The 12,493-nt window shown below is 41.2% G+C and carries 11 protein-coding genes; 4 read left to right on the top strand and 7 right to left on the bottom strand.

Features of this window, described 5'->3' with window-relative positions; translation table 11 throughout:
- Positions 1–2: 2 nt before the first annotated feature.
- Positions 3–959: an ABC transporter permease gene (locus AC4HAJ_RS06760; RefSeq protein ID WP_491079406.1), complete on the top strand. Its 957-nt coding sequence runs from the start codon at positions 3–5 to the stop codon at positions 957–959.
- Between the two features lie 127 nt (positions 960–1,086).
- Positions 1,087–2,454, top strand: a complete 1,368-nt coding sequence (gene nox, locus AC4HAJ_RS06755; protein WP_491079405.1) for a H2O-forming NADH oxidase — start codon at positions 1,087–1,089, stop codon at positions 2,452–2,454.
- Between the two features lie 72 nt (positions 2,455–2,526).
- Here the strand turns inward: nox and AC4HAJ_RS06750 are convergent, their stop codons facing one another.
- Positions 2,527–3,516 carry an L-lactate dehydrogenase gene (locus AC4HAJ_RS06750; protein WP_491079404.1) on the bottom strand — a complete coding sequence of 330 codons (990 nt, stop codon included), beginning with the start codon at positions 3,514–3,516 and terminating at the stop codon, positions 2,527–2,529.
- Between the two features lie 200 nt (positions 3,517–3,716).
- Between AC4HAJ_RS06750 and gyrA the strand changes: the two genes are divergently transcribed.
- Positions 3,717–6,176 (top strand): DNA gyrase subunit A, encoded by a 2,460-nt coding sequence (gene gyrA / locus AC4HAJ_RS06745; protein ID WP_491079403.1) that lies wholly within the window; start codon positions 3,717–3,719, stop codon positions 6,174–6,176.
- Positions 6,163–6,924 (top strand): class A sortase, encoded by a 762-nt coding sequence (locus AC4HAJ_RS06740; protein ID WP_491079402.1) that lies wholly within the window; start codon positions 6,163–6,165, stop codon positions 6,922–6,924. Before gyrA ends, AC4HAJ_RS06740 begins: the two co-directional genes overlap by 14 nt.
- 129 nt (positions 6,925–7,053) lie before the next feature.
- Here AC4HAJ_RS06740 and AC4HAJ_RS06735 read toward each other — a convergent pair whose 3' ends face one another.
- The 6 genes from AC4HAJ_RS06735 to AC4HAJ_RS06710 form a co-directional block, all read right to left on the bottom strand.
- Positions 7,054–8,772: a phospho-sugar mutase gene (locus AC4HAJ_RS06735; RefSeq protein WP_491079401.1), complete on the bottom strand. Its 1,719-nt coding sequence runs from the start codon at positions 8,770–8,772 to the stop codon at positions 7,054–7,056.
- A gap of 81 nt (positions 8,773–8,853) precedes the next feature.
- Positions 8,854–9,423, bottom strand: a complete 570-nt coding sequence (locus AC4HAJ_RS06730) for an ECF transporter S component (protein WP_491079400.1) — start codon at positions 9,421–9,423, stop codon at positions 8,854–8,856.
- Complete coding sequence (coaC, locus tag AC4HAJ_RS06725; protein WP_491079399.1) at positions 9,420–9,962, bottom strand: phosphopantothenoylcysteine decarboxylase; 543 nt, start codon at positions 9,960–9,962, stop codon at positions 9,420–9,422. The genes AC4HAJ_RS06730 and coaC overlap by 4 nt, the downstream gene beginning before the upstream one ends.
- The gene (locus AC4HAJ_RS06720; RefSeq protein WP_491079398.1) at positions 9,955–10,641 is read right to left on the bottom strand and encodes a phosphopantothenate--cysteine ligase; all 687 of its coding nucleotides are present in this window, start codon (positions 10,639–10,641) and stop codon (positions 9,955–9,957) included. The genes coaC and AC4HAJ_RS06720 overlap by 8 nt, the downstream gene beginning before the upstream one ends.
- Positions 10,642–10,734: 93 nt before the next feature.
- The gene (locus AC4HAJ_RS06715) at positions 10,735–11,421 is read right to left on the bottom strand and encodes a DUF4956 domain-containing protein (RefSeq protein WP_491079397.1); all 687 of its coding nucleotides are present in this window, start codon (positions 11,419–11,421) and stop codon (positions 10,735–10,737) included.
- 19 nt (positions 11,422–11,440) lie between these two features.
- Positions 11,441–12,196, bottom strand: coding sequence for a polyphosphate polymerase domain-containing protein (locus AC4HAJ_RS06710; protein ID WP_491079396.1), 756 nt, complete (start codon positions 12,194–12,196; stop codon positions 11,441–11,443).
- Positions 12,197–12,493: the final 297 nt, after the last annotated feature.

Below are 12,493 nucleotides of genomic sequence, written 5' to 3'. Positions count from 1 at the left end.
TATTGGGTATTTTAGCAATTATTGTACTGGTTGTTGCTCAAACACTTAAGTACTCCGCACCTTTGATTTTCACAAGTATCGGTGGGACATTTTCCGAACGTGGTGGTGTTGTTAATGTCGGTTTAGAAGGTATTATGGTAATCGGTGCCTTTTCAGGAATTGTATTCAACTTGACCTATGCAGATAGTCTGGGACAAGCCACTCCTTGGATTGCCTGCCTAGTAGCTGGAGTAGTAGGGATCATCTATTCACTGATTCATGCAGTAGCTACTATCAATCTGCGGGCAGACCATGTTGTATCAGGTACTGTTCTTAATCTGATTGCCCCAGCCTTTGCAGTTTTCCTCTGCCGTGTTTTATATGGGAAAGGGGAAACGGCAAACATTGCACAATCCTTTAAACGCTTCTCATTTCCGATTTTAAAGGACATTCCAATTATTGGTGATATTTTCTTCAATAATATTTCTTTAATTGCTTATGTAGCCATCTTGGTATCTTTCCTCGCCTACTTTATCATTTTCAAGACCCGCTTTGGTCTGCGTTTACGCTCAGTAGGTGAGCATCCTCAAGCTGCAGATACCCTAGGAATTAACGTCTATTTAATGCGCTATTATGGGGTTATGCTTTCAGGATTGTTAGGAGGTGTAGGAGGAGCGATCTATGCACAATCTATTTCAAATAACTTTTCGATCACGACCATTGCTGGTCCTGGATTTATCGCGCTAGCTGCTATGATCTTTGGCCGTTGGAATCCGATCGGTGCTATGCTATCAAGCCTCTTCTTTGGTTTCTCACAATCACTAGCTATTGTCAGCCAAAGTATTTCTTTCTTGAAAGATATTCCGGTTGTTTATTTTCAAATTGCCCCTTATCTACTGACTATCATCGTGCTTGCCGCCTTCTTTGGAAAAGCAGTAGCGCCTAAAGCTGATGGTGTGAACTATATTAAGTCTAAATAATTCAAAAAAACTTGAGGATAACGACTCCTCAAGTTTTTCATTATGTGATTTTGTGAATTTGTAGTTGAAATCGTTTTCAGACTATGCTAAACTTATTAGGTAATCTATAAAGAAAGTTGGATTCCTTATGTCTAAAATCGTTGTAGTAGGTGCTAACCATGCTGGCACATCTGCCATTAAAACGATGTTAACAAATTATGGTGAAGCAAACGAAATCGTTGTCTTTGACCAAAATTCAAATATTTCATTCTTAGGGTGCGGGATGGCACTCTGGATTGGTGAGCAGATTTCAGGACCAGAAGGTCTCTTTTATTCTGATAAAGAGGAATTAGAGTCACTGGGAGCTAGAGTCTACATGGAGTCACCGGTTGAATTCATCGACTATGACAAAAAAGAAGTGACTGCTTTGGTCAATGGTCAAAAGCACACTGAGAGCTACGATAAGCTGATTTTGGCAACAGGATCACAGCCAATCTTGCCCCCTATCAAGGGCGCAGAGATTAAAGAAGGATCTCGTGAATTTGAAGCAACATTGGAAAATCTGCAGTTTGTTAAACTCTATCAAAACTCTGCTGATGTGATTGAAAAGTTAAAGCATAAAGATATTAACCGTGTTGCTGTAGTGGGTGCTGGTTACATAGGTGTTGAGCTAGCTGAAGCCTTCCAACGTAAGGGGAAAGAAGTTGTCTTAATTGATGTTGTAGACACATGCTTAGCAGGGTATTATGACCGTGACTTGACAGACAAAATGGCTAAGAATCTCGAAGATCACGGTATTCAATTAGCCTTTGGTGAAACTGTTAAGGAAGTTGCCGGCAGTGGCAAAGTTGAAAAGATTATCACCGATAAGCATGAATACGATGTTGATATGGTCATCTTAGCGGTTGGATTTAAGCCTAATACAGCTCTTGGTAATGGTAAGCTAGAACTCTACAAGAACGGTGCCTTCTTAGTAGATAAACATCAAAGAACCTCTCTACCAGATGTCTATGCTATTGGTGATTGTGCGACTATCTATGACAATGCTACAGGAGAAACAGGCTACATTGCCCTAGCTTCAAATGCCGTGCGTACAGCTATCGTTGCAGCTCATAATGCCTGTGGCAAGGAACTTGAAGGAATTGGTGTCCAAGGTTCTAATGGTATCTCTATCTATGGACTGAATATGGTATCGACGGGATTGACTCTAGAGAAGGCTAAAAATCTCGGCTTTAATGCAGCTGTGACAGAATATACTGATAATCAAAAACCTGAGTTCATTGAGTATGGGAACTTTCCGGTCACACTAAAGATTGTTTATGACAAAGATTCTCGTCGCTTACTGGGAGCACAGATGATGGCAAAATCAGACATTTCCATGGGGATTCATATGTTCTCCTTAGCTATTCAAGAGGGCGTTACGATTGACAAACTAGCTTTGACAGACATTTTCTTCCTGCCTCATTTTAATAAACCTTATAACTATATTACTATGGCAGCGCTTGGAGCTGACTAAACTAAAAGAGGATGGTAGCATCCTCTTTTTTTAGTTATAAAAAAATCAGACATTTGTCTGATTTTAGATCAATTAGTTTTTAGATGCTTCTTGGAACTCTGGGTTCTTCCATGCTTCTTCAATGATGGCTTTCAATTCATCAGCAGAAGCTTTCATTTTTTGTTGTTCAGCATCGTTCAATGGAATGTTGATTGGACGAACGATACCATGTGCACCAACAAGGGCAGGTTGACCAATGAAGACACCTTCAACGCCATCGTATTGACCATCTTGGAATACAGAAAGTGGCAATACTGCATTTTCATCGTCAAGGATAGCCTTAGTAATACGAGCAAGTGCTACAGCGATACCGTAGAAAGTTGCTCCCTTTTTATTAATGATAGTATAAGCAGCGTCACGTACGCCTTCAAAGAGTTCAACCAACTCTTCTTCTTTGAAGTTGCGTGCATCTTTGAGGAATTCTTCAAGGTTGACACCAGCAACATTAGCGTGTGACCATACAGCAAACTCTGAGTCACCGTGTTCACCCATGATGTAGGCATGGACTGAGCGAGCATCCACACCGATTTTTTCAGCGAGAGCTTGACGGAAACGTGCTGAGTCAAGTGATGTACCTGAACCAATAACGCGTTCTTTAGGGAAACCTGAGAATTTCCATGTTGAGTATGTCAAGACATCCACTGGGTTAGCAGCAACGAGGAAGATACCGTTGAATCCTGATTCAACAACTTGTGTAACGATAGTTTTGTTGATAGCAAGGTTTTTACCAACCAAGTCAAGACGAGTTTCACCTGGTTTTTGAGGAGCACCTGCAGTAATGACAACCAAATCAGCATCTGCACAGTCAGAGTATTGAGCTGCATAGATTTTCTTAGGTGATGTAAAAGCAAGTGCGTGAGAAAGGTCCAGTGCATCCCCAACAGCTTTTTCGTGAAGCTGAGGAATTTCAATAATACCAAGCTCTTGAGCGATACCTTGGTTAACGAGTGAGAATGCGTAAGATGAACCTACGGCACCGTCACCGACGAGGATGACTTTTTTATGTTGTTTAGTTGCAGTCATGTCTAAACATCTCCTTAATTTTTTTAGGCTTAAGCCCATACCACCTTATCTTACCACCTTTTAGAGAAAATGTCACTAGCTAATCCCAGATCTTCTTTTTTTAAGCGCCATGACTGGTTTATTTAGATATTAGAATACCTGAAAAAATGCCGCTTTTATGCTATAATAGTAGGGATTAAATGCAAAGAAAGAGTAGATAAATGCAAGATAGAAATCTAGTAGATGTCAATCTAACCAGTGAGATGAAAACCAGTTTCATCGACTATGCCATGAGTGTCATCGTAGCACGTGCTCTGCCAGATGTTAGAGATGGACTGAAGCCAGTCCATCGTCGTATTCTCTATGGGATGAATGAGCTTGGTGTAACTCCAGATAAGCCTCATAAGAAGTCTGCCCGTATCACCGGGGACGTTATGGGGAAATATCATCCTCACGGAGATTCCTCTATCTATGAAGCCATGGTACGTATGGCCCAATGGTGGTCTTATCGCCATATGCTGGTAGATGGACATGGAAACTTCGGTTCTATGGATGGCGATGGCGCAGCAGCACAGCGGTACACAGAAGCGCGTATGAGTAAGATTGCGCTAGAGATGCTGCGTGATATTAATAAAAATACTGTAGATTTTCAAGATAACTATGATGGTAGCGAGCGTGAACCCTTGGTTTTACCGTCTCGTTTCCCTAATCTGCTCGTCAATGGTGCTACAGGGATTGCTGTCGGTATGGCAACCAATATTCCGCCTCATAATCTAGGCGAAGCGATTGATGCAGTCAAGTTAGTCATGGATAAGCCTGATGCAACTACACGTGAGATCATGGAAGTGATGCCAGGCCCTGATTTTCCAACAGGAGCTTTGGTCATGGGGAAATCTGGTATCCATAAGGCCTACGAAACCGGGAAGGGCTCTATTGTGCTTCGTTCTCGCACAGAAATTGAGACAACAAAATCTGGTCGTGAACGGATCGTGGTAACCGAATTTCCTTATGGTGTTAATAAAACTAAGGTGCACGAACATATTGTCCGTCTAGCTCAAGAAAAACGTATCGAAGGGATCACAGCTGTACGTGATGAGTCTAGCCGTGAGGGTGTTCGCTTTATTATCGAGGTGAGGCGTGATGCTTCTGCCAATGTTATCCTGAATAATTTATTCAAGCTGACCAGCTTACAAACTAACTTTAGTTTCAATATGTTAGCTATTGAAAAGGGTGTTCCTAAGATCCTTTCTTTGCGTCAGATTATCGAAAACTACATTGAACACCAAAAAGAAGTTATCGTTCGTCGGACACGTTTTGATAAGGAAAAAGCAGAAGCGCGTGCCCATATTTTAGAAGGCTTGCTGATTGCGCTTGATCATCTTGATGAAGTCATTGCAATTATTCGTGGCAGTCAGACAGATGCTGAGGCTCAAGCCGAGTTGATGAGCCGCTTTGACTTATCTGAGCGTCAAAGTCAGGCCATTCTGGATATGCGTTTGCGCCGTTTGACCGGTTTGGAACGTGATAAGATTCAAAATGAATACAATGATCTCTTGGCTCTCATTGCTGATCTAGCTGATATTTTGGCAAAACCAGAGCGTGTAGTGACCATTATCAAAGATGAGATGGATGAGATCAAGCGCAAATTTGCAGATCAACGTCGGACAGAACTTATGATCGGGGAAGTGCTATCACTTGAAGATGAAGACTTGATCGAGGAAGAAAATGTTCTCATTACCCTGTCTAACAAGGGCTACATCAAGCGGTTAGCTCAAGATGAATTTCGTGCTCAAAAACGTGGGGGACGTGGTGTTCAAGGAACCGGTGTGAATGACGATGATTTTGTGAAAGATCTCGTATCCACAAGTACCCATGATGCTGTGCTTTTCTTTACTAATCATGGTCGTGTTTATCGTCTCAAAGGTTATGAAATCCCTGAATATGGACGCACAGCTAAAGGATTACCGATTGTTAATTTATTGAAATTAGCAGAAGGTGAAACGATTCAAACCATTATAAGTTTAGATCAAACAGTTCTTGCTGAAAAATCATTCTTTTTCACGACACGAAAGGGCCTGGTCAAGCGCACCGATGTATCTGAGTTTGCTAATATTCGTCAAAATGGACTTAAAGCACTGAATCTTAGAGATGATGATGAACTGATCAATGTGCTACTAACCGATGGTGCTAATGATATTATTATCGGCAGTCAGTTTGGGTATTCTGTGCGCTTCAATGAATCCATTGTTCGTAATATGGGACGCAGTGCCACGGGAGTCAAAGGAATGACACTTCGAGATGGTGATTGTGTGGTTGGAGCCTCTGTGATTACAGATGATCAAGAAGTTCTCGTCATCACTGAAAAAGGCTATGGAAAACGGACATCAGCCAGTGAATACCCAACCAAAGGCCGTGGTGGTAAAGGGATCAAGACTGCGAATGTCACTGAGAAAAATGGCCAGTTGGCAGGACTAGTAACAGTTGATGGTGATGAAGACATCATGATTATGACAGATACAGGCGTTATCATTAGAACAGGTGTTGCTGATATTTCTGAGACTGGTCGCTCAACTATGGGAGTTAAGCTCATGCGACTAGATGAATCAGCCAAGATTGTTACCTTTGCCCTAGTAGCTAATGAAGCCTCTAAAGAAGGAGATGAGCAAGATGTCGAAAGCTAAATCCAAGTCATCTAAAAAGCGTGGAAGATTTTTTTCAATCCTGCGTATCAGCTTAGCTCTCATTTTACTTCTGGTTGGCCTTGCCTTGATTTTTAATCGCCCAATTCGCAATTATTTTATTGCCAGAAGCAGCAACCAGTATCAGGTATCCAAGGTGGATAGAAAGACTATCCAAAAGAATGAAAAAGCTAAAGTGACTTATGATTTTGACTCGGTAGATGCTGTATCGGCTCAGTCAGTCATTGGTTCACAAATGGATGACCAAGATTTACCTGTGATTGGTGGGATCGCTGTACCAGATCTTGAGATTAACCTTCCAATCTTTAAAGGCCTTGGTAATACAGAGCTTTCTTATGGCGCCGGGACAATGAAACAAGACCAAGTCATGGGGGGAGATAATAACTATGCCTTGGCCAGTCATCATGTCTATGGTTTAACGGGTGCTTCCAAGATGCTTTTCTCACCATTGGAGCGTGCCAAGAAGGGGATGAAAATCTATCTGACAGATAAGGAAAAAGTCTATACTTATACCATCGATGAGGTTAAGACGGTAGCCCCAAGTCATGTTGAAGTGATCAATGATGTGCCGGGACAAAAGCGATTGACCTTAGTCACTTGTGATGATGCAGAGGCAACGAATCGTATCATTGTTGGTGCTACATTTGTAGAAGCAACAGATTATGATTCAGCACCAAATGATATACTAAAATCCTTTAGTACCTCCTATAATCAAATGGACTTAAACTAAAGTTTGTTGCACTTGTTGACAATATAAGGCTGGAGCAGATGTGCTCAGCCTTTTTCTTTATTTACTTAATGATTGCTTAGATTATTAAAAAATCCTCACTTCGTAGAAATGGGGATTTTTAAGGATTACTTATTGGATGAAATCATTAATTTCTTTGTCAATAGCAGTGATTTTTTCTTGAGCTTGGGTTTCAGATTGGTCAACAGTAGCAATATAGAACTTGATTTTAGGCTCGGTTCCTGAAGGACGAACAGCAAACCAAGAGCCGTCAGCCAAATGATATTTTAGGACATTGCTTGGCGGTGTTGTCAATGATTCTACCTTGCCATCTTGACTAGTAGAGGTTAATTGAAGGAAGTCTTCGGTTTTTGTTATAGCAGTGTGATTAAAGGTTTGAGGGACATGATGGCGGAATTTATCCATAATTTTTTGAATCTCAGCGGCACCATCAATACCAGAAAGTGTGACTGAAATGGTCTTTTCAGCAAAGAAACCATACTGATTGTAAATCTCAGCAATACCATCAGCTAAAGTCATGCCACGAGAGCGATAATAAGCTGCAATCTCAGCGACAATAAGGACAGCCTGTATAGCATCCTTATCTCGGACAAAAGGCTTGATGAGATAGCCGAAGCTCTCTTCAAAACCAAATAAGTAGGTGTAGTTTCCCTTATCTTCAAATTCTTGAATTTTCTCACCGATGAACTTGAAGCCTGTTAAGACATTGAACATGGTTGCCCCGTAACTTTCAGCGATCTTTGTGACCAGTTCAGTAGAAACAATCGATTTTGCCAGAGCTGCATTAGCTGGCAATGTACCAAGTGTTTTATGAGCTTCGAGGATATATTTAGCAATAAGGGCACCGATTTGGTTACCAGAAAGATTGAGATAAGAGCCATCAGCCTGACGGATTTCCACCCCGAGACGATCGGCATCAGGATCGGTAGCTACTAAAACATCGGCATCTACCTGACGTCCCAATTCTTCAGCCATAGCAAAGGCTGCTTTATTCTCGGGGTTTGGTGATGCAACCGTACTAAATTCAGGGTCAGCTGTAGCCTGAGCTTCGACAACTTGTACGGATTCAAAACCGGCTTGTGCCAAGGCACGTCGAGCTAACATTTCTCCAGTTCCATGAAGCGGAGTGTAGACGATCTTCATATCCTTACCATACTGATTGATAAGGTCTTGGTTAATGGTCACAGTCCTAACTTCCTTGAGATAGGCAGTATCAACAGCGTCACCGATCACAGTGATAAGTCCTTGAGACTTTGCCTGATCCAAATCGGCAAGAGGGATAGAAAAAGGATTGCTAATAGCACGAATATAATCAGTCAGAGCATCGGCATCTGCAGGAGGAAGCTGTCCACCATCCTCACCGTAAACCTTATAACCATTAAATTGTTTTGGATTGTGGCTAGCTGTAATCATGATCCCAGCAAATGTCTTGAGATGACGTACTGCAAACGAGAGCTCAGGAGTAGGTCTGAGACTTTCAAAGACATAGGATTTGATACCATGCTGGGCTAAAACCTGAGCAGATTCATAGGCAAATTCTTGGGAGAAATGGCGGGAATCATAAGCGATAGCAACACCACGCTCTTTTTGCTCCTGTCCTTTGGAGTCGATAAGCTGGGCCAGTCCCTCTGTTGCTTGACGTACCACATAGATATTGATACGGTTGGTTCCAGCCCCGATTACTCCTCTCATCCCAGCGGTTCCAAACTCAAGATTAGTATAAAAGGCATCCTGCCTTGTTTGATCATCCATTGCTACTAACTCACTGCGAAGATAATCAGGAAGTTCACTAAAATCCAACCATTTTTGGTAATTTTCTGCATAAGTCATACTATTAACCTCCTCTTAATCTAAAACTGCCTAAATTATAGCATGAAAATAAATAAAAAGCCATGTCATAAACATGACTCATCAACTCTTTTTTAGTCGCTGTAGACGGGGAATTATTATACCAGTTGTGATAGTAGCAACCATAATTTCAACGAGAGTATTACTACTGATAATGGCAAGTAGCAGGGACTGCCCTGTGACATCAAAGTAGTTAAAGAAAAATGCAAAACCTGCTAGGACAAACAGCGTGTTAACTAAGGCACCAGATGCTCCAGCTAGGTATAAGCCAAAAGGATTGTGGAGCAAACGATAGACTAGATAGGGGAGGATACCGATCAATAGGCGAGGAACGATAGCCACAATCAGCGATTTCCAATTCCCATCAGGTACTAAGGGGGAAAATAAGTAACTGGTCGGTGTTAAGATGATAGTATTGCGGATAACACTCATAATTCCCATAGCAAGCCCTAAGCTGCCCCCAACTTTTGGTCCAAAGAGGATGCCAGCAATGATAACAGGAACAAGGGTTAAAGTGGGTTTAACAGGGAGTGGCAAGATTTGAAAAATGACTTGACTGATGATTTCAATGACTAGCATAGTCGCAAAGAATAAAGCAATAGTAGCAATTTGCGATGAGCGTTGATGTCTCATATTAAAGCCTCCTCGATAGCAGCAATAATCGTTGGAATATCAGCCAAAGCCCCCCGACCAACATCTCCACAAGCTAGCAAGCTAGCACGCGGTTGGATCTCTTGATATCCGACATCTCGTAAGATAGTCAAATTTCGCTGAGTCAAAGGATTGTCGTACATCTTTGTATTCATAGCTGGGGCAAGCAGTTTTGGTGTTTCTCTTGGTAAGGCTAGAGCAGCGGTGGTTACCATATTATCTGCCATCCCCTGCGCCATTTTTGCAATAGTATTAGCAGAAGCAGGAGCAAGCAGGAAAAGATCTGCTTGCTTAGCGAGATCAATATGGTTAATGCTTTCTGGTCTATCTTCTACCATGACATCTAGATAGACAGAATTTTTGGACAAAACTTGAAGAGTCAAAGGAGTGATAAATTTTGTAGCCGCTTCTGACATGATGATATGAATATCATAGCCGAGCTTTTTGAGCTGGCTGGTAAGGTCGGCTGCTTTATAGGCTGAGATACTACCCGTAACAGCCAATAAGATAGTCTTAGTCATAGAGAGCTATCCTTTCATAGAGTTGTGCAGCAATCTCTTGCTTTGTAGTAGCCAGGGATTGGCTGGTTTTATCCACCAAGTAGGCCATATGCTGATCGCTAGTTATCTGAGTCAAATCGTTGGCAATAATGAGCTCAGCTTCATTTTTTGTCAGGCTGTCTCTAGCCACGTCAATCAATTCGTCTTTAGCGACATCTACCAAAAGTTTGAAGCCGACCAGTCGAATTTCTGGATTCCAGTGCTTGACCAAAGAAATCAGTTTAGGATTTTTCTTTAAAAAAAGCACTTGATAATCAGCCTGAGAAGAAATCTTATTCTCAGCATTTGTCTTACTTAAGAGGCTGGTTATATCAGAAGTTTGGCTGACCTCCGCTATGTCAGTCATATAGATAGGGCTATAATCAGAGACAGCCATACTGTGAATAAGAACATCATGAGTTTTGGTCAGTGGCTCCAGCGTCTTGAGTAGACTAGCAACATCACTGACGAGATGAGTAGTTAGATCTTGATTGGGAGCTGGCTTTAGGGCATTTTTTGTTGTCACCAAGGTGACTTGATGTTGCCCAGTCAAAAAGGCTTCTGCTATAGCTTTTCCCAGTGCCCCTGAAGAATGGTTGGTTATACCACGAACCCGATCAATTGGTTCGGTTGTGCCTCCTGATGTAATTAGAATTTTCATAGCTGTATTGTACAAAATTCCCTAATATTTGTAAATTAAACGCTCTAGTAAGAAAGCTCCAGGCAATGAAGACTGGAGCTTTGCATATAGTATTTATAAATTTTTCTTCTTTTTAGCCATTTTAGTAATTGTGATATCTAGATGATCGATACCTTCTAGAAGTGTCTGGGTGAGTTTGAAATCGTCAATGCCCACTTTCAGATCCACCTCATAGACAAGTGTCATTTCGCTTCCCTGCTTAGTGCTGGCAATGGAAATGAGATCGTGTCTGGAGCAAAGGTTTTCTAAAATGTCTATCAATTTTGTTTCTATATGCTCTGAATATTCAGCTGTCAATGTTAGAAGGCGGCGAGTCTGACCGTGGGTGAGGGCTTTCGTGTTTTCCAAAATCAGCCAGACCAGCAGCAGTATCGCTGTAAATACAGCCGACAGGACTAAAAATCCCATTCCTGAGGCTAGGCCAATAATCATTGATAAAAAAATAGCAAGCAACTCACGTGACCCACTGGTTGCTGAGCGAAAGCGGATGAGACTGAAAGTCCCTGCCACAGCAACACTGGTCCCAAGATTGCCATTGACTAAAAAAATAACCAAGGTGATAAGACTGGGTAACATCGTCAAGGTGACAACAAACTCACGTGTATACAGTGTACGATACTTATAAACCCAAGACAAACAGAGCCCCAGTCCTAAACTCGTTAAAATAGATAAGGCTAGCATACCAGCGTCAACAGTTGGTACCTTGCTTGAAAAAACAGAATCAAATAATGCTGAAGTCATAAGTCATAGGCTTCCTTTCTTAGTTATGAATGAGACTGTGTTCAATAGGCAGCCCTTGGGATTTATGGTAGGCGGTACTGTACTTAGAGAAATGACTCTCTTCGATATGGTATTTGTCTAGAATCTCTTGGAGCCATTGAGGCTTGTCACCAGGTGTCTTGATTTCCATGATAACATGGTTAGGATCTAAAAGTGGCAGTCCGTCATGACCATCAAATAAGGTAATATTATTATCCCGATATCTGAGATTTTGATCAATCGTCACACGCACCTTGCCCTTAGAATGATTTAGAGGGTTATATTTTTCTTTAAGAGAGTAGCGCTCGTAGTAGATAAACATCCGAGGGCGAAGATTTTTATAACGCTTGGTGAGCGTGCCGATCTCTCTAACCAAAGCATCGTCTTGAATATCATCATCACTGATTCCTTGAGTGACAAGCCTAGTAATAGATATAGGATTGGACAAGAGGCGGAATTTATGACCGATACCTTGTGCGTCTTTTTTCTTTAATTCTAAAAAGACTCGGCTATTAGGCTCTGGGTTAGGTAAATAGGTCCGCATACGAATTTTTTCACGACCATTTTTATGAGCAACAGAGTCCTTGATCATCTCAAAGTTATCATTGTCAAAGTAAATGTTAGTAATAGTAGAGGTCGGATAGTCATCCTCTACCAAGAAGACTTTTAAATCCTGTAAGAGCTCTGCTAATTGCTTTTTATCGACAATATACTTTGTTTCAATGCGTTTAAAGTTAGTTTCAAATGTAGTTTCCATAATTACTAATCCTCCTTATTGTTAGTGATACTTTGTCTCTTGTAAATTTTTTTATCTTTGACAGAAGTATTCCGACAGAATAACAGGGATATATTGCAGTACAATTAATCTTTATTGTGGATTTTGCTACGACTTTAAAGTTTTGTTTGCGATTAAGAATATACGGTATCATCCTTTAAAAAATGATGACTCGCTTTTCATGCTAAAAAATAAGAGAAAAATGATCGCAATAGTCTAGATCGCTGTATACTGAGGAAGTGCTCGTGTTATGATCTTGTTAAAAAACTGAATGATTAA

The organism is Streptococcus sp. ALY_211 (assembly GCF_058314555.1).
The sequence above is the reverse complement of the archived record's forward strand: the minus strand, read 5'-3'. Positions and strand labels throughout refer to the sequence as shown.